At 65.1% G+C, this 17605-nt stretch carries 14 protein-coding genes; 11 read left to right on the top strand and 3 right to left on the bottom strand.

Annotation, left to right across the window (positions count from 1 at the left end):
* Positions 1 to 130 precede the first annotated feature (130 nt).
* A complete protein-coding gene (locus tag R3355_RS21275) occupies positions 131 to 1423 on the bottom strand; it encodes a peptidylprolyl isomerase (RefSeq protein WP_318963061.1) in 1293 nt (430 codons plus the stop codon).
* On the bottom strand, positions 1404 to 4163 hold the full coding sequence (locus R3355_RS21270) for an LPS-assembly protein LptD (protein ID WP_318963060.1): 2760 nt from the start codon (positions 4161 to 4163) through the stop codon (positions 1404 to 1406). Before R3355_RS21270 ends, R3355_RS21275 begins: the two co-directional genes overlap by 20 nt.
* Positions 4164 to 4287: 124 nt before the next feature.
* Between R3355_RS21270 and R3355_RS21265 the strand changes: the two genes are divergently transcribed.
* The 3 genes from R3355_RS21265 to R3355_RS21255 are packed head-to-tail and all read left to right on the top strand — an operon-like array spanning position 4288 to position 6741.
* Positions 4288 to 5313: an aminoglycoside phosphotransferase family protein gene (locus R3355_RS21265; protein ID WP_318963059.1), complete on the top strand. Its 1026-nt coding sequence runs from the start codon at positions 4288 to 4290 to the stop codon at positions 5311 to 5313.
* Positions 5310 to 5981 carry an N-acetylmuramate alpha-1-phosphate uridylyltransferase MurU gene (gene murU / locus R3355_RS21260; protein ID WP_318963058.1) on the top strand — a complete coding sequence of 224 codons (672 nt, stop codon included), beginning with the start codon at positions 5310 to 5312 and terminating at the stop codon, positions 5979 to 5981. The genes R3355_RS21265 and murU overlap by 4 nt, the downstream gene beginning before the upstream one ends.
* Before the next feature lies 1 nt (position 5982).
* Positions 5983 to 6741: a DnaJ domain-containing protein gene (locus R3355_RS21255; RefSeq protein WP_318963056.1), complete on the top strand. Its 759-nt coding sequence runs from the start codon at positions 5983 to 5985 to the stop codon at positions 6739 to 6741.
* A gap of 6 nt (positions 6742 to 6747) precedes the next feature.
* Here the strand turns inward: R3355_RS21255 and R3355_RS21250 are convergent, their stop codons facing one another.
* Positions 6748 to 7770, bottom strand: a complete 1023-nt coding sequence (locus R3355_RS21250; RefSeq protein ID WP_318963055.1) for a DUF3530 family protein — start codon at positions 7768 to 7770, stop codon at positions 6748 to 6750.
* Positions 7771 to 7991: 221 nt separating this feature from the next.
* Here R3355_RS21250 and R3355_RS21245 point away from each other — a divergent pair, with 221 nt between their 5' ends.
* From R3355_RS21245 to R3355_RS21210, 8 genes are all read left to right on the top strand, one after another.
* The gene (locus R3355_RS21245) at positions 7992 to 10400 is read left to right on the top strand and encodes a PAS domain S-box protein (protein WP_318963054.1); all 2409 of its coding nucleotides are present in this window, start codon (positions 7992 to 7994) and stop codon (positions 10398 to 10400) included.
* Positions 10397 to 11026, top strand: a complete 630-nt coding sequence (locus R3355_RS21240) for a response regulator transcription factor (protein WP_318963053.1) — start codon at positions 10397 to 10399, stop codon at positions 11024 to 11026. Before R3355_RS21245 ends, R3355_RS21240 begins: the two co-directional genes overlap by 4 nt.
* Before the next feature lie 227 nt (positions 11027 to 11253).
* Positions 11254 to 12363 carry an ABC transporter ATP-binding protein gene (locus R3355_RS21235; protein WP_318963052.1) on the top strand — a complete coding sequence of 370 codons (1110 nt, stop codon included), beginning with the start codon at positions 11254 to 11256 and terminating at the stop codon, positions 12361 to 12363.
* 55 nt (positions 12364 to 12418) lie between these two features.
* Positions 12419 to 13453 (top strand): ABC transporter substrate-binding protein, encoded by a 1035-nt coding sequence (locus tag R3355_RS21230; RefSeq protein ID WP_318963050.1) that lies wholly within the window; start codon positions 12419 to 12421, stop codon positions 13451 to 13453.
* Positions 13454 to 13549: 96 nt separating this feature from the next.
* Positions 13550 to 14791, top strand: coding sequence for an ABC transporter permease (locus R3355_RS21225; protein ID WP_413243556.1), 1242 nt, complete (start codon positions 13550 to 13552; stop codon positions 14789 to 14791).
* Between the two features lie 53 nt (positions 14792 to 14844).
* A complete protein-coding gene (locus R3355_RS21220) occupies positions 14845 to 15672 on the top strand; it encodes an ABC transporter permease (RefSeq protein ID WP_318963046.1) in 828 nt (275 codons plus the stop codon).
* A 25-nt stretch (positions 15673 to 15697) separates the two neighbouring features.
* Positions 15698 to 17155, top strand: coding sequence for an NADP-dependent succinate-semialdehyde dehydrogenase (gene gabD, locus R3355_RS21215; RefSeq protein ID WP_318963045.1), 1458 nt, complete (start codon positions 15698 to 15700; stop codon positions 17153 to 17155).
* Between the two features lie 156 nt (positions 17156 to 17311).
* The coding region (locus R3355_RS21210) for an aminotransferase class III-fold pyridoxal phosphate-dependent enzyme (protein WP_318963044.1) at positions 17312 to 17605 on the top strand (294 nt) is incomplete at its 3' end.

Raw genomic sequence — 17605 nt, 5'->3', positions numbered from 1 at the left:
AGGTTCTCGGTTGTGCCTTCGGGGTGGGCATCGAGGCGGGCAGTGCCAGTTTACGCCGCGCCTGCTGCGGAACGAAAAAAGCCCGGCGCTGCGAGGGGCAGGCGCCGGGCTTTAATTTGCTCGGTGTTACCTACAGCTTGATTTCGACGTAGGCCTCGTCGCGGATCTGCCGCAGCCAGGCTTGCAGTTCTTCGTCGTACTTGCGGTTGCGCAGCACGGTCAAGGCCTGTTGCTCGCGGAACTGCGCGCTGCCATCGGTGGCGCGGCGGCCGACAACCTGCAGCACATGCCAGCCGTAAGGGCTCTTGAACGGTTTCGACAGCTCGCCGCTGGCGGTCTTGCTCATCACCTCGCGGAACTCCGGCACCAGCGCACCGGGGTCGATCCAGTCGAGGCTGCCACCGTTGAGCGCCGAGCCCGGGTCTTCGGAGAAGCTCTTCGCCAGTTCGGCGAAATCTTCGCCGGCCAGCAGGCGCTCATGCAGGCGTTCGACCAGGCGTTTGGTTTCCGCTTCGCTGCGAATCTCGCTGGGCTTGATGAGGATGTGCCGAACGTTGACTTCTTCGAGTACCTGGGTGCCGCCGCCACGTTTTTCCAGGAGCTTGAGCATGATGAAGCCGCCGGGAGTGCGCATGGGCTCGGTGACGTCACCGACCGCCATCGCGCCAAGCATGGCGTCGAATGGCGGCGGCAGTTGCGCCGCTTTGCGCCAGCCCATTTCGCCGCCTTCAAGGGCGGTCTCGCTGGCCGAGTGGGCAATGGCCATCTGGGCGAAATCGGCACCGTCGCGCAGCTGCTGATGCAGTTCCTGCACCTGGCGCTCAGCGGCCTGGATTTCTTGCGGGGACGAGCCGTCCGACAGTGGGATGAGGATGTTGGCCAGGCGGAACTCTTCCGACAGTTGCATCTTGCCGAGGTCGGAGGCGAGGAAGTTCTGCACTTCCTGGTCGGTGACCTGGATGCGCTCGGCTACCCGGCGTTGGCGCACGCGGCTGATGATCATCTCGCGGCGCACCTGATCGCGGGCGTCGGCATAGGACAGGCCGTCCTGCGCCAGGGCCGCGCGGAACTGGTCGAGGCTCATGCCGTTGCGCTGGGCGATGCTGGCCAGTGCCTGGTTGAGTTCTTCATCGGTGATGCGAATGCCGGAGCGGTCGCCGATCTGCAGCTGAATATTCTCGATGATCAGGCGCTCCAGCACCTGCTGGCTGAGCACCTGCTCCGGCGGCAGTTCTGCACCGCGTTTGGCGATGGTTTGCTGCACTTCGCGTACGCGTGCGTCCAGCTGGCTCTGCATGACTACGTCATTGTCGACAATAGCCACGACGCGATTGAGGGGTTGTACTTCGGCTTGCGCCGCCGCACCCAGAAACAGTGCGCCCAGCAGTAGCGGGCGCACGCAATCAGAAAGCTTGATCTTCACGTTCACGATAACCTTGAATGCCTTGATCGAGGAAAGTCTCAACCTTGTTGCCTGTCACGCCGCCCAAGCCTTTGAGGACGATTTGCAGGAAAATGCCACGGTCTGGCTCATCATTCAGCGACGGGTTCAGGCTGACTTCGTCATAGTCGATCCAGTAGCGATTGATCAGGCGCAGTTTCCAGCAGCAGCTGTCGTACTCGAAGCCACCGAAGGCTTCGAGGGTGCGATCACGACTATAATCGTACTGCCAGCGGGAGATCACGCTCCATTGCGGGACGATCGGCCAGATCACCGAGAAGTCATGCTGGCTGACCTTGTAGTAGTCCTTGATGAAGTTGGCGCTGCCCGGGGTGCCGAAGTCGCCGCCACCTATCACCCAGTTACCGCTGGTCTGGTCAAACCGTATGGTGTCGTTGCGGTAGCGGTAGCCGGCATTGACCACCTTGTTCGGATTGTCTTCCGGCTGGTAGTGGAACATCGCGCTGCCCGAGCGGGTGCGGTGGGTGTCCGGATCCCAGTTGAAGTCCGAGGAGAAGCGCCAGTCGCGGTTGAAGCGATACAGGTACTCCAGGGCGTAAGGCGATTGCGAGGCCTGTGCGTCCTGACGCGTGCGGTAGTCGATGCCCGGCATCTGCACCTGGCGGTCTTCGAAGTAGAAGGCCTGGCCGATGCTGAAGCGTTGGCGCTCGAAACCGTTGCTCTCGATCCAGCGGTTGGTGACGCCCAGCGACAGTTTGTTTTCGTCGCCGATGCGGTCCTTGCCGGAGAAGCGGTTCTCGCGGAACAGCGAGGAGTAGCTGAAGGTGCTTTCGCCGGTGTCGAAGACCGGAATGTCGGTCTGGTCTTCCTCGGGGACATAGAGGTAGAACAGCCGCGGCTCGAGGGTCTGGCGATAGGACTTGCCGAACCACTCGGTGTTGCGGTCGAAGTACAGGCCGCTGTCGACGCTGAAGATCGGGACGCCACGATCCTGGCTGCTGTCGAACTCCTGCTCGGCCAGCAGGCTGTTTTTGCCCTGCTGATCGAGGCTCAGGTCGTAACTGGTCTGCAGGTATTTGACCTGGGGCTTGAGAAAGCCCCAGCTCCAGTTCAGCGGCAGGCTGACGGCCGGCTCCAGGTGCAGGCGAGTGCCGTTGGCGCGGGCCAGTCCACGCAGGTTGGCGTCGTACCAGGGTTGTTCGGCTACACCCTCTTCATTGATAAAGCTGCCGCTACGCAAGTCGCGGTCGAAGCGCACCAGTTCGCTGCCGTAGCTGATGTTCAGACCGCCCGGCTGGAATGGCAGGGCGCCGTCCAGGGTGATCTGCGGCAGGCGGTCGTACGGCGTGATATCGGTGATATTGGCCAGTTCGTAGGCGTGGGCATTGAGCCGCGCGGTATAGCTGCCGCCGCGATAGGTCAGGGTGCCGCGCTGGTTGACATAGGTGGCGGTGTCGATGCCGAGATCGGTGTCCAGATCCTGGAAGTAATAAGGATCGCTGATGTCGGTGTAGTCGACCTCGGCCAGCAGGCGCGAGTTGAGACCGCCCTTGTGTTGCCAGCTATAGAGCCAGCGCTGGTCTTCGTACTCCGACTGCAGTTTGCGGTCGTCGTTGCTGTCGTCGAGGTAAGCCGCGCCAAACTGGCCTTCGCTGCTCTTGGTCAGGTAGCGACCCTCGCCTTCGATGAGCAGACCGCGGTCGCTCATGTAGGTCGGATAGAGCGTGGCGTCGTAGTTCGGCGCGAGGTTGAAGTAGTAGGGCGTTTGCAGCGTCAGGCCGTTATCGCTGGAGCTGCTGATACTCGGCGGCAGGAAGCCGGACTGACGGCGATCGTCGATCGGGAAATAGATATAGGGGGTGTAGAAAACCGGGAAGTCTTTCACCCGCAGGGTCACGTTGGTCGCGGTGCCGAAGCCGGTGGCCGGGTTCAGGGTGACGTTATTGCCCCTCAGGTGCCAGGTATTGCTGCCCGGCTCGCAGGAGGTATAGGTGCCGTCTTTCAGGCGGATCACTGCGGTTTCTTCGCGTTTGGCGTAGAGCGCACTGCCGCGTACATGGCTCTTGTGCAGCACATACTCGGCGTTGTCGATCTTGGCTTCGCCGTTGTCGAGTTGCAGTTCGGCGCGATCACCGACCACCAGCATGCCCTGGTCGCGCAGGCGCACGTTGCCAATCAGCTCGCCGCGATTCTCGGCCTGATACAGGTTGGCTTCGTCGGCCTCGACCTGCATACCGGCCTGGCGCAATACAACATCGCCGGCCAGGGTGGCAACCTGCTGTTCCTGTTCGTAGCGCGAGGCTTTGGCGCCAATGAACATTGGCGCCTGATTCATCGGCGTCTGGTCGTTCATCCCCGGCCGGCTCGGCTCGACATAACCGCCCGCACAGTAGGGGCCGACTTCCGCCAGTTGCGCTTCGCTCAGGTTCTCGCGGGGTACCCAGTCGAGGTGACTGTAGTCGGCGCTACGCGAAGCCAGGGCTTTTCCGCCACTCTCCGTGACCAGGGTGGCGCGGGAGGCTCGACGTGCGTCAGAACTGTCCTGGCGCTGGGCCGTGACGGTATCTTTTGGCACGGGCCGCTCCGGCACGGCAGCGCTACTGGTTTTCGGGGCGCATGCCCAACCCCCGGTAGCGGATGCCTGGCAGTCGTACTGCTCTGCAGCGACAGCGAATTGGCTGGTCAGTGGCTGCAAGGCCAGCAGGCCGCCAGTTACCAGAAGGGGGAATTTTTTGCGGAACCTAGGGTATTTTACTGCCATCTTGTTATCCGGGCTTCCTGCGCGCATTAGGCCCAGGGGCCGCACGCCTCTCGATGGGCTGAAAAAGATGCTGGATAATAAAGCATGACCCGCGCAACGGCTAGCGCCGTCGGAGACCCTTGTAATGCCTGATGAAGATATACGCCTGCAACTCCTCAATCATTGGCTCGACCAGCAACTGCCGGCCTTGTTCGCCGCCCACGGTTGGGGTGAGGTGCCGCTCGGTACCCTGACGCCTGCCAGCAGTGACGCCAGTTTCCGCCGTTATTTCCGTTGGCAGGGCGATGGCCGCAGCCTGATCCTGATGGATGCACCGCCGCCGCAGGAGGATTGCCGGCCCTTCGTCAAGGTCGCCGAGCGGCTGGCCACGGCCGGGGTCAATGTGCCGCAGATCCTCGCGGCAGACCTGGAACGGGGCTTTCTTTTGCTCAGCGATCTGGGGCGGCAGACCTACCTGGAGGTAATCGACACGCAGAACGCCGACCAGTTGTTCGACGATGCGCTGCAGGCCTTGCTGGCCTTTCAGCGGTTGCCGATGGATGCGCCGCTGCCGAGCTATGACGATGCCTTGCTGCGCCGCGAGTTGCAGCTATTTCCCGAGTGGTACGTGCAGCGTCACTTGGGCGTCGAGCTGAGCGAGGCGCAACAGGCCGCCTGGCAGCGTATCTGCACGCTGCTGATCGACAGCGCCCTGGCCCAGCCCAAGGTGCTGGTGCACCGCGACTACATGCCGCGCAACCTGATGCTCAGCACGCCGAACCCGGGGGTGCTGGACTTTCAGGATGCGGTCTACGGTCCGGTGACCTACGACGTCACCTGTCTGTTCAAGGATGCCTTTCTCAGCTGGCCCGAGGCGCGGGTGCGCGACTGGCTCGCGGGCTACTGGCAGCAGGCTGGTGCTGCGGGGATTCCGGTGCAGGCCGAACTGGACGAATTCCTGCGCGCCAGCGACCTGATGGGCGTGCAGCGGCATCTCAAGGTGATCGGCATCTTCGCGCGGATCTGCCACCGTGACGGCAAGCCCCGTTACCTCGGCGATGTGCCGCGTTTCTTCGCTTATATAGACGCCGTGCTGGCGCGCCGTCCGGAATTGGCCGAGCTGGGCGAGCTGTTCGCCAGCCTGCCCCAGGCCGAAGCGGTGCCGGCATGAAGGCGATGATTCTCGCCGCCGGCAAGGGCGAACGTCTGCGGCCCTTGACCCTGCATACACCGAAACCGCTGGTCCAGGCCGCCGGTGTGCCCTTGATCGAGTACCACGTGCGCGCCCTGGCTGCCGCCGGTTTCCGCGAACTGGTGATCAACCATGCCTGGCTCGGTCAGCAGATCGAGGACTACCTGGGCGATGGCGCGGAGTTTGGCCTGAGTATTCAGTATTCGGCCGAAGGCGAGCCGCTGGAAACCGGCGGTGGAATTTTCCGCGCGCTGCCGCTGCTGGGCGATCAGCCTTTTGTGCTGGTCAATGGCGACATCTTCACCGACTACCCCTTTGCCCAGCTGCGTCGACCCTTGGCGGGGCTGGCTCATCTGGTGCTGGTGGATAATCCGCCGCATCACCGCACTGGCGATTTTGCCTTGTACACCGAGCAGGTCGGCGAGGCGCACGCCGATCAGCCGAGCCTGACCTACAGTGGTATCGCCGTGTTGGCCCCGGCCTTGTTTGCCGCTTGCCAGCCGGGTGCATTCAAGCTGGCCCCGCTGTTGCGCCGCGCCATGGGCGAAGGCTTGGTGAGCGGCGAGCGTTTCGCCGGGCGCTGGGTCGATGTCGGCACCCATGAGCGCCTGGCCGAAGTCGAGCGTTTGCTCGCCGCGGGGCACTGAGATGCTCTGGCCGGCGACGCTGCTCGGTGCCGTTGGCGGCCTGGCCCTTGCCAGCATTCCCGGCGCTTTGCTGGGGGGGCTGCTCGGTCAGGCAGTGGATCGGCGTTTGCGCTTGCACAGCTGGGCGGCGTTGCGCGAACGGCTGGGCGGCAAGCCACATCCGGGTGACGAGGCGTTGCTGTTTGTCCTGCTCGGGCGCCTGGCCAAGTGCGATGGCCGGGTGTTGCAGGCGCATATCCTCCAGGCCCGTGCCGAGATGCAGCGCCTGGGCCTGGATGCGGCGGGCCGGCAGCGGGCGGTCGAAGCCTTCGCCCGTGGCAAGACCGGGCGTGACGGCCTGCGCGCACCTCTGCGGCGCCAGCGCGCACAGGCCGAAGCCTTGCTGCGTGCGTGCTGGCGCATGGCCTGGGTGGACGGCCAGGTCAGTCAGGCCGAGCGCGAGTTGATTCTGCTCTGGGGCAAGTGGTTGGCCGTGTCGATGGCGACCCAGCAAGTGCTGAGTGCGGCCTATGCACCGAAGCAAGCTTCGGTGGCGGCCACCGGAGGTAGCTATCAGCAGGCGCTACGCTTGCTCGGGGTGAGCGCCGATAGCGAGCCGGCGCAGATCAAGCGCGCCTACCGGCGGCTGTTGAGCCGCCACCACCCGGACAAGCTGGCCGGCAGCGGGGTATCGCCTGAGCGACTGCGCGAAGCCACGGAAAAGACCCGCGAACTGCACCAGGCCTACGGGCTGGTTCGCCAGCATCGCGGCTTTCGTTAGGGCCGTTCAGCGCGCCTTCAGTTGCAGCGTGAGCCAGCCGCGCAGGCGACGGTAGAGCTGTTCCTGTTCGACTTCGGGGTTGCCCGGCAAGGCCTTGAGGGCCACCTGGGTATAGGCCGGGTGCTCCTGGCGCGTGCTGGCCTGGGCGCGTCTGGCTGCGGCGTCGCGCTCGAGTTGTCGATCCTGGTAGTAGAAGTCGCCGGTGGCCAGCTTGAGGCCGGATTGCAGTTCGTCCAGTGCCGGGCTGGCCTCGGCTGCTGGCTTGACGTCCACCAGCAGCAGGCTGCGCACGTCGGCAGGTTGCTCTTCGCTGAGGTAGCGCGTGCTCCAGTAACCGCCGCTGCCATGGCCGAGCAGCACGATGTGTTTGGCCTGCTGCTGGCGGGCCAGTTCCAGCGCCGCGCTGATGCGTTGCTTGATGCGCCGGGCGTGACGTTCGCCGGGGGCTTCCACGGGTTGATCGGTCTGGGGGCTCGGGTCGGCTGGCGCGGCGTCGGCGCCTGGCAGCGGCTCGTCAGCAGCGCCAGGGTCGGTGTCGAGCGGTGCCGGCGCAGCGCTCGCCGCTGGCGCGTCTGTGGCCTTGGTGTCGGGTGCCGACGGCAGGGCATCCTGCGGGTCGGGCAGGCTCAGGGTCAGGCTATGCCAGCCGGCATCCGGTAGTTTGTGGCGCAGCGGGCCGATGACCTTGGGCCAGTCGGCGCTTTCGCCAGCGCCGGCGACCAGCACCACCACGCCATGGGCTTCGGCCGTATTGGCGGGTAGCCACAGGGCCAGGAAGGATTCATCCCCGGCCTGCAGCACCTGTTGTTCCTGGCTGGGCAGATGGCGGCCCAGCGCGCGGGCGGCATCCGCGCTGCGCTCGGTTTGTGGCGGGCGCTGCGGGTCTGCTGCGGGCGGATCAAGCGCTGCGCCCTGGTCGCTGGCGGCCTCGCCGGTGGTGCCGGGCTCTTCGGCCTGCAGCGGCGAGCCGATCGGCAGGAGCAGGCTCAGGCTCAGGGCTGCCAGCAGGGGGCGGGTGGCGCGGGGCATGGACGACTCCAGGGCAAAACGATGAGCGCCTCAGCCTACTGCGTGCGGGGCGCTTTGTCAGCGCTATCCCTTGGCGAGCCGGGCCTGGACTGGAGTAAGGTATGAGCGGCCGTGAAAAACCCTCGTCTGGGACGAACGCCTGGAGTCGCTCTCGCGCCGGCGTTGGAAATTTTCACAATCGGCGAATTCTATCCCGCTGCCCTGGCAGAGTAATGTTGGCTATGACTCCTATCTGGTCGCGCATCCTCGTTGTATTGCTGGTGTGGCCGCTGTTTGCCTGGGCTGAAGGCTCGGTGATGCCCCTGCGTCCGCTCTACACGGCCGAGCAGCAGGCCTGGCTCGCCGAGCACCGGAAGCTGCGCGTGGGTCTGCTCATGCAGGCACCCTGGGCCTTGTACGACCGGCGTCTGCAGCGACTTTCCGGAGCCAACGTCGAACTGATGACGCGCGTGCTGCAGGGTATGCAGGTCGAGCCGCTGTGGCTGCGTTTCGCCGACCAGGACGCGCTGGATGCAGCGCTGCGGCGTGGCGAGGTCGATCTCGCGCCGGGGCTGCAGCAGACCCCGCGCGGCCTGCGGCTGTGGCTCTACTCCGCGCCCTATATGCGGGTGCCACACCTGGTGGTGAGTGAGCAGCGCGGTATCAGTGCGGTCGACCTCGACCGCCTGGGGCACGATGAACTGGTCGCGGTGCGCGAGCCGAGCGCGGTGTTCGAGTACCTGTACAAGACCCACAACAATTTGCGCCTGCAGGCGGTGAGCTCGGAGCGGGTGGGCCTGCTGCGCCTGTTGCGCCAGGAGGTCAGCTACGCGGTGGTCGACGAGGCGCGCCTCAGCCTGCTGCTGCGCGAGCCGCAGTTCGCCGCCCTGAGCATCGTCGGCGATATCGGTCTGCCGCAGTTGCTGCGCATCGCCAGTCGGCGCGACGAGCCGCTGCTGGCGGAAATCCTCGAGCGGACCCTGGAGGCCATGCCCGGGCGTGAGATCGAGCGTCTGCGCGAGCGCTGGCTGCCGTTGAAATACCCGCAGATCGGCGAATCCCTGGCCTTCTGGCGCGGTCTTGCGTTGTTGCTGTTGTTGGCCTTGCTCAGCGCCGCGGCCATCGTCCTGCACCTGCGCCAGCAGCGTCGCAGCCTGGAGCGTCAACTGCTCGGTGTGCGCCAGGAATTGAGCCAGCGCGAGGTGGCCGAGCAGGCCCTGCGCCTCAGCCAGTTCTCCATCGACCACAGCACCGTGGGCATTCTCTGGGTCAATTGGGACAGCCATGTGCGTTATGCCAACCGCGCCGCCGAGGACATGCTCGGCTACACCAGCGGGGCCCTGGTGGAGCGGCCGTTACAGGCGCTGGAACCGAGCCTGGATATGGATCGCTGGTTGAGCCTGTGGAAGCTGGCGCGCAGCAGCGGCGAGGCCTTGCCGGGCTTCGAGACCGAGTGCCTGCGCGCCGATGGCAGCGGCTTGCCGGTGGATGTGTCGCTGAGCTTCCTGCGCTTCGATCGGGCGGAATACCTGGTGGTGTTCCTCGCCGATGTCACCGAGCGCCGCCGCGCCCGCGCCGCCCTGCAGGAGAGCGAGGCGCGGTTCAAGGGCATCGCCAGCAATGTGCCCGGCCTGGTGTTTCGCCTGGAGCGTAGCGCGCTCGAACAGCAGGTGGTGTTTGCCTATATCAGCGAGGCCAGTGCCGAGCTGGTCGGTTATCCGGCCGTCGAGTTGCAACGCGCCGACCGCGGCCTGCGCAGCCTGGTGCATCCCGATGATCAGGCCAGCTACCGGCGCAGCCAGGGCGCGGCCCTGGCCGGCGACAGCGACTGGCAGTGGCAGGGGCGCATTCTCACCCGCGCCGGTCAGCTGCGCTGGGCCGATATCAAGGCCACCGCGCGACGCCTGGGCGAGGGCCGGGTGGTGTGGGACGGGGTCGTCTGGGACATCACCGAGAACAAGCAGGTGGAGCTGGCGCTGGGCGAGTCGCGGGCGCGCCTGCGTGAGCTGTCGGCGCATCTGGAGAGCGTGCGCGAGGAGGAGAAGGCGCGCATCGCCCGCGAGGTGCACGACGAGCTGGGCCAGGTGCTCACCGTGCTCAAGCTGGAAACTGCCATGTGCGAGCTGGTCTGCTCCGGCCAGCTGCCGGCGCTGGATCAGCACCTGCAGAACATGAAGCGCCTGATCGCCCAGCTGTTTCAGCTGGTGCGCGATGTGGCCACGGCGCTGCGCCCGCCGATTCTCGATGCCGGCATCGCCTCGGCCATCGAGTGGCAGGTACGCCGCTTCGAGGCGCGCACCCAGATCCCGTGCATGGTCGAGGTGCCGGAAAACCTGCCGACACTCAGCGATGCCAAGGCCATCGGCCTGTTTCGCATTCTTCAGGAGGCGCTGACCAACATCATGCGCCACGCCGGCGCGCACAGCGTACAGGTGAGTCTGCGCCTGGAGGGCGGCGAGCTGTGCCTGTGCGTCAGCGACGACGGCAAAGGCTTCGCGCCCGAGCAGCGCAAGCCGGGGCAGTCGTTCGGCCTGGTGGGCATGCAGGAGCGGGTATTGATGCTCGGTGGCCAGTTGCAGATTGACAGCCAGCCCGGCGAGGGGACTACGCTGTGCGCACGAGTGGCGGTGGCCGAGGAGGAAGTGGCGTGATTCGGGTAATAGTGGCTGAGGACCACGCCATCGTGCGTGAAGGCATCAAGCAGCTGATCGGTATGGCCCGCGACCTCGAGGTGGTGGGCGAGGCCGGCAACGGCGAGCAGTTGCTCGACTGCCTGCGCAAGACCGTCTGCGACGTGGTGCTGCTGGATATCAGCATGCCCGGGGTCAATGGCCTGGAGGCGATTCCACGGATCCGCGCGTTGGCCAACGGGCCGGCGATCCTGGTGCTGTCGATGCACAACGAAACCCAGATGGCCGCCCGCGCGCTGAAGATCGGTGCCGCCGGTTATGCGACCAAGGACAGCGACCCGGCGCTGTTGATCAGCGCCATCCGCAAGGTGGCCGGCGGTGCTCGCTACATCGATCCCGAGCTGGCCGATCGCATGGTTTTCGAGGTCGGTTTGACCGATTCGCGGCCGCCCCATGCCCAGCTCTCGGAGCGCGAGTTCTCGGTGTTCGAGCGCCTGGTGCGCGGCGAAGGGGTCAACGACATCGCCCTGCATCTGGCGATCAGCAACAAGACCGTGAGTACCCACAAGGCGCGCCTGATGCAGAAGCTCGGGGTGCACTCGATGGCCGACCTGGTGCGTTATGCCATGGAACACCGCCTGGTCTGAGCGGGTGTGAAACACCCCTCGCGTCGGCGCTCGATATTGCCACAGCCTCCGAGCCGGCGTGCCTCGCATCCGCTGCCTGACGGATATCCTTGGCTTTTGTAGGGCGATTCCTACAGCAAACTCTCCGTCGATCTGATGACAGGTCGTCATCCTGCCCGATTTTTTCACTGCCGCGCTGCCCCTAGTCTGTAGCCAACGACGTACAGACAACAACAAAGGGTGCGGTGATGTCCGAGTCTCAGGCAAACGATGTGTTGGTGAGTTTTCGCGGTGTGCAGAAGAGCTATGACGGCGAGAATCTGATCGTCAAGGACCTCAATCTGGACATCCGCAAGGGCGAGTTCCTCACCCTGCTCGGGCCGTCCGGTTCGGGCAAGACCACCAGCTTGATGATGCTGGCCGGTTTCGAAACCCCTACCGCCGGGGAAATCCTCCTCGGCGGTCGCTCGCTGACCAAGCTGCCACCGCACAAGCGCGATATCGGCATGGTGTTCCAGAACTACGCCTTGTTCCCGCACATGACGGTGGCCGAGAACCTGGCCTTTCCGCTGAGTGTGCGCGGTCTGTCGCGCACCGACATCAGTGAGCGGGTCAAGAAGGCGCTGTCGATGGTGCAACTGGACAGCTTCCGCAACCGCTACCCCGGGCAACTCTCCGGCGGCCAGCAGCAGCGTGTGGCCCTGGCCCGCGCCCTGGTTTTTGAGCCGCAACTGGTGCTGATGGACGAACCCCTTGGGGCGCTGGACAAGCAGTTGCGCGAGCACATGCAGATGGAGATCAAGCACCTGCATCAGCGTCTGGGCGTGACCGTGGTCTACGTCACCCACGACCAGGGCGAGGCGCTGACCATGTCCGATCGGGTCGCGGTGTTCCACCAGGGCGAGATCCAGCAGATCGCCGATCCGCGCACCCTGTATGAGCAGCCGAGCAATACCTTCGTCGCCAACTTCATCGGCGAGAACAACCGCCTCAGCGGCCACCTGATCAGCCGCGATGGCGAGCGCTGCGTGGTCGGCCTGGCCCGCGGCGAGCGGATCGAGGCGCTGGCGGTCAATGTCGGTCAGCCGGGCGAGCCGGTGACCCTGTCGGTACGCCCCGAGCGGATCCGCCTGAACGGCCACAGCGAGGCCTGCCCGAACCGCTTCTCCGGGCGCGTCGCCGAGGTCATCTACCTGGGCGACCACGTACGGATCCGCATGGAGGTCTGCGGCAAAAGCGATTTCTACATCAAGCAGCCGGTGGCCGAGCTGGACATCGCTCTGGCCGTTGGCGATCTGGTGCCGCTCGGCTGGCATGTCGAGCACGTCCGCGCCCTCGATCCACAGCAGCCGGACTGAACCCGTTCTGACAGTGCTTCATCCTTACCCATGTGACACAGAGGAGATAACAACAATGTCGAAATCCCTGAAGTTTGCGGCCCTGGCCGTTGGGGTGGCCCTTGCAGTTCCGGCGATGGCGGCCGACCTGACTGCGATTTCATTCGGCGGTGCGAGCAAGGAGGCGCAGGTCAAGGCCTTCTACGAACCCTTCGAGAAAAGCACCGGCAACAAGATCCTGGCCGGCCAGTACAACGGCGAGATGGCCAAGGTCAAGGCCATGGTCGACACCAACAGCGTGAACTGGAACCTGCTCGAAGTGGAATCGCCCGAGCTGGCCCGCGGCTGTGACGAGGGCTTGTTCGAGCCGCTCGATCCGGCGCTGTTCGGCAACCCGGACGATTTCATCGACGGCGCTATCCAGCCGTGTGGCGTGGGCTTCTTCGTCTGGTCGACGGTGCTGGCCTATAACGCCGACAAGCTCAGCGGCGCGCCGACCGGCTGGGTCGATTTCTGGGACGTGGAGAAATTCCCCGGCAAGCGCGGCCTGCGCAAGGGCGCCAAGTACACCCTGGAATTCGCCCTGATGGCCGATGGCGTGGCGCCGACCGAGGTCTATAAGGTGCTGGCGACCCGTGAAGGCGTCGACCGGGCCTTCCGCAAACTGGATGAGCTAAAGCCGCATATCCAGTGGTGGGAAGCCGGCGCCCAGCCGCCGCAGTACCTGGCCTCGGGCGACGTGGTCATGAGTTCGGCCTACAACGGTCGGATCGCCGCAGTGCAGGCCGAAAGCAACCTGCAGGTGGTGTGGAACGGTGGCATCTACGACTTCGATTCCTGGGCCATCCCGCGGGGCGCGAAGAATCAGGAAGAAGCCAAGCAGTTCATCGCCTTCTCGGTGCAAGCGCAACCGCAGAAAGTCTTCGCCGAAAACATCGCCTACGGCCCGGCCAAGAAACAGGCCATCGACCTGCTGGCGCCCGAGCGCCTGAACCTGATGCCGACCACACCTGAAAACATCAAGGATCAGGTGGCCATCGACGTGACTTTCTGGGCCGACTACGGCGAGCAGCTGGAACAGCGCTTCAACGCCTGGGCTGCGCGCAACTAAAGTCACCCTGACCCCGGCCGCAAGGCCGGGGCCATGCCTGTGTTTACCCGTCGCCTCGTGCGGCCGTTGCATGCGGAGTTTTCCATGGCCAGCGTAATGCCTGTCACCGACCTGCCCATCACCAGTCCCAGTCTCAAGCAGCGTCTGGCCCGTGCCGAACGCTTCAATCGGCTGAAGTCCAAGGCCCTGATCCTGCCCCTGCTGGTGTTTCTCCTGCTGACCTTCCTGGTGCCCATCGGTGCCTTGCTCTGGCGCAGTGTGGACAACCCGGAAGTGGTCGCCAGCCTGCCGCTTACCGTCGAGGCCATCGCCGAATGGAACGGCAAGGCGCTGCCGGACGAGGCGGTCTATCGCGCCATGGCCCTGGATATCGTCGAGGCGCACAAACAGCGCAGCCTGGGTGATCTGTCCAAGCGGCTGAACATGGAGCTGGCCGGCTTTCGCAGTCTGATCGGCAGCACCGCCCGTGCGCTGCCCTTCGCCAGTGAACCGCAGTCCTACAAGGACGCTCTGGAAGGCCTGGACGAGCGTTGGGGCGACCCGGCCTATTGGCAGGTGATCCGCCGCAACGATTCGAGCATCACCCCCTATTACCTGCTGGCCGCCCTCGACCATCGCATCGATGATCTCGGCGAGCTGGCCAGCGCCACCCCGGACCAGGCCATCTACCTGGACATCTTCGTGCGCACCTTCTGGATGAGCCTGGTGATCACCAGCATCTGTCTGGTGCTGGCCTACCCGCTGGCCTACCTGCTGGCCAACCTGCCGACCCGGCAGAGCAACCTGCTGATGATCCTGGTGCTGCTGCCGTTCTGGACCTCGATCCTGGTGCGGGTCGCGGCCTGGATAGTGCTGTTGCAGTCGGGCGGCCTGATCAACGGTGCGCTGCTGTCGCTGGGCATCATCGACGAGCCGCTGCAGCTGGTGTTCAACCGCAGCGGGGTGTACATCGCCATGGTGCATATCATGCTGCCGTTCATGATCCTGCCGATCTACAGCGTGATGAAGGGCATCTCGCCGACCTACATGCGTGCGGCGGTGTCGCTGGGCTGTCACCCCTTCGCCAGCTTCTGGCGGGTGTACTTCCCGCAGACCCTGGCCGGGGTCGGCGCCGGCTGCCTGCTGGTGTTCATCCTGTCGATCGGCTACTACATCACCCCGGCGCTGCTGGGCAGCCCGAGCGACCAGATGATCAGCTATTTCGTCGCCTTCTATACCAACAACACCATCAACTGGGGCATGGCCACGGCCCTCGGCGGCCTGCTGCTGGGCGCCACCCTGGTGCTTTACGTGGTCTACAGCTGGCTGGTCGGCGCAAGCCGGCTGCGCCTGGCATGACCTTGTCGTCCTCGCCCGCCGGGCGAGGACAACCTTAGGATGGAGAGAGATCTATGCTGAGCCCCCACCTGTCACCCGTCGAGCGCGTCTGGTACTACAGCCTGCGCAGCCTCTGCGCGCTGGTGCTGCTGTTCCTGATCCTGCCGGTACTGGTGATCATCCCGCTGTCGTTCAACTCCGGCACCTTCCTGGTCTACCCGCTGCAGGGCTTTTCCCTGCGCTGGTATGAGGACTTCTTCATGTCCGCCGACTGGATGCGTTCGCTGAAGAACAGCCTGATCATCGCCCCGGCCGCCACCGTGCTGGCCATGGTCTTCGGCACCCTGGCGGCGATCGGCCTGACCCGCGGCGAGTTCCGCGGCAAGGCGCTGGTGATGAGCCTGCTGATCTCGCCCATGGTGGTGCCGGTGGTGATCGTCGGGGTGGCCAGCTACCTGTTCTTCGCCCCGCTGGGCCTGGGCAACAGCTACTTCTCGCTGATCGTGGTGCATGCGGTGTTGGGCGTGCCCTTCGTCATCATCACGGTGTCGGCCACCCTGCAGGGCTTCAACCAGAACCTGGTGCGTGCCGCTGCCAGCCTCGGCGCCTCGCCGCTGACCGCGTTCCGCCGGGTGACCCTGCCGCTGATCGCCCCCGGGGTGATCAGTGGCGCGCTGTTCGCCTTCGCCACCTCCTTCGATGAAGTGGTGGTGACCCTGTTCCTCGCCGGCCCGGAGCAGGCCACCTTGCCGCGGCAGATGTTCAGCGGCATCCGCGAGAACCTGTCGCCGACCATCGCCGCGGCGGCGACCCTGCTGATCGGCTTCTCCATCCTGCTGTTGCTGACCCTGGAATGGCTGCGCGGGCGCAGCGAGAAACTGCGCACCCAGCAACCCACTTGATCGCCAAATGAACAAGAGAATCCGCATGAGCCTTGAGTTGAAGGACCCCAGCCTGCTGCGTCAGCAGGCCTATGTGAACGGCCAGTGGTGCGAAGCCGACAGCGGCGCGCGTACCGAGATCTTCAATCCGGCCAATGCCGAAAAGATCGGCAGCGTGCCGAACATGGGCCGCGGTGAAACCCGTCGCGCCATCGCCGCCGCGCAAGCCGCCCAGCCGGCCTGGCGTGCGCTGACGGCGAAAGAGCGGGCGGGTCACCTGCGTCAGTGGTTCGAACTGATCATGGCCAACCAGGAAGACCTGGCGCGGATCATGACCGCCGAGCAGGGCAAACCGCTGGCCGAGGCCCGCGGCGAGATCGCCTACGCCGCCTCCTTTATCGAGTGGTTCGCCGAGGAGGCCAAGCGCGCCTATGGCGATCTGATCCCCGGCCATGCCACGGACAAGCGCATCCTGGTGCAGAAGGAGCCGGTGGGCGTCACCGCGGCCATCACGCCGTGGAACTTCCCCAGCGCCATGATCACCCGCAAGGCCGGTCCGGCCCTGGCGGTGGGCTGCGCCATGGTGCTCAAGCCGGCGCCGCAGACGCCGTTTTCGGCCCTAGCCCTGGCTGCTCTGGCCGAGCGCGCGGGTATTCCTGCCGGCTTGCTCAGCGTGATCCCGGCGGATGTTGCCAGCAGCCGCGAGGTCGGCGCCGAGCTGTGCGCGAACCCCATCGTGCGCAAGCTGTCGTTCACCGGTTCGACCGCAGTCGGCATCCAACTGATGCAGCAGTGCGCGCCGACCCTGAAGAAGCTCTCGCTGGAGCTGGGCGGCAACGCGCCTTTCATTGTCTTCGACGACGCCGACCTGGATGCGGCGGTGGAGGGCGCGATCATTTCCAAGTACCGCAACGCCGGGCAGACCTGCGTCTGCGCCAACCGCCTGTATGTGCAGGACGGCGTGTATGACGCCTTCGCCGCCAAGTTGCAGGTGGCGGTGGCCAAACTCCGGGTCGGCAACGGCATGCAGGAGGGCATCACCACCGGGCCGCTGATCAACGCCGAGGCGGTGTCCAAGGTCGAGCGTCACCTGCGTGATGCCCTGGACAAGGGCGCGACCCTGGTCGCCGGCGGCAAGCGCCTGGGCGGCAACTTCTTCGAGCCGACCATCGTCAGTGGCGTGACCGCCGAGATGGCCGTGGCGCGCGAGGAAACCTTCGGCCCGCTGGCGCCGCTGTTCCGCTTCCAGGACGAGGCCGAGGTGATCCGCCAGGCCAACGACACCGAATTCGGCCTGGCCGCCTACTTCTACGCCCGCGACCTCGGTCGGGTGTTCCGCGTGGCCGAGGCGCTGGAATACGGCATGGTCGGCATCAATACCGGGGTGATCTCCACCGAGGTGGCGCCGTTCGGCGGCATGAAGTCCTCGGGCCTGGGTCGTGAAGGTTCGAAGTACGGTCTGGATGAATACCTGGAAATCAAATACCTCTGTCTGGGGATCTAAGAGCTACTGCGCTCGGCCATACGGCGTTGGCGGGGTCTGACCTTCGCTCGCTACGCTCTATAAATTGCAGCAAAAGCGTTGCCCTAAATCCGTAGGGTGGAAGACCGCGAAGCGTCTTCCACCACCTGAACAACCTGCAATTCCGATGAGGACAGCATGAGCAAGACCAACGAATCCCTGATGCAACGCCGCACAGCTGCCGTTCCGCGCGGCGTGGGGCAGATCCACCCGATCTTCGCCGACCGGGCGCAGAACGCCACGGTCACCGATGTTGAGGGTCGCGAGTTCATCGACTTCGCCGGCGGTATCGCGGTGCTCAACACCGGCCACCTGCACCCCAAAGTCATCGCCGCGGTGCAGGAGCAGCTGACCAAGCTCACTCACACCTGTTTCCAGGTGCTGGCCTACGAGCCCTACGTCGAGCTGTGCGAGAAGATCAACGCGCGGGTG

It is taken from the genome of Pseudomonas sp. (assembly GCF_033723075.1).
In the GTDB taxonomy this organism is placed as follows: domain Bacteria; phylum Pseudomonadota; class Gammaproteobacteria; order Pseudomonadales; family Pseudomonadaceae; genus Aquipseudomonas.
This window is presented reverse-complemented; position numbering and strand designations above follow the sequence as displayed.

Excerpts from the sequence above, each read along its gene's own strand:
- R3355_RS21235 (WP_318963052.1), top strand. The coding sequence starts at position 11,254 with ATGTCCGAGTCTCAGGCAAACGATGTGTTGGTGAGTTTTCGCGGTGTG.
- R3355_RS21265 (WP_318963059.1), top strand. The coding sequence starts at position 4,288 with ATGCCTGATGAAGATATACGCCTGCAACTCCTCAATCATTGGCTCGAC.
- R3355_RS21255 (WP_318963056.1), top strand. The coding sequence starts at position 5,983 with ATGCTCTGGCCGGCGACGCTGCTCGGTGCCGTTGGCGGCCTGGCCCTT.
- R3355_RS21250 (WP_318963055.1), bottom strand. The coding sequence starts at position 7,770 with ATGCCCCGCGCCACCCGCCCCCTGCTGGCAGCCCTGAGCCTGAGCCTG.
- R3355_RS21230 (WP_318963050.1), top strand. The coding sequence starts at position 12,419 with ATGTCGAAATCCCTGAAGTTTGCGGCCCTGGCCGTTGGGGTGGCCCTT.
- R3355_RS21220 (WP_318963046.1), top strand. The coding sequence starts at position 14,845 with ATGCTGAGCCCCCACCTGTCACCCGTCGAGCGCGTCTGGTACTACAGC.
- R3355_RS21245 (WP_318963054.1), top strand. The coding sequence starts at position 7,992 with ATGACTCCTATCTGGTCGCGCATCCTCGTTGTATTGCTGGTGTGGCCG.
- murU (WP_318963058.1), top strand. The coding sequence starts at position 5,310 with ATGAAGGCGATGATTCTCGCCGCCGGCAAGGGCGAACGTCTGCGGCCC.
- R3355_RS21270 (WP_318963060.1), bottom strand. The coding sequence starts at position 4,163 with ATGGCAGTAAAATACCCTAGGTTCCGCAAAAAATTCCCCCTTCTGGTA.
- gabD (WP_318963045.1), top strand. The coding sequence starts at position 15,698 with ATGAGCCTTGAGTTGAAGGACCCCAGCCTGCTGCGTCAGCAGGCCTAT.
- R3355_RS21225 (WP_413243556.1), top strand. The coding sequence starts at position 13,550 with ATGCCTGTCACCGACCTGCCCATCACCAGTCCCAGTCTCAAGCAGCGT.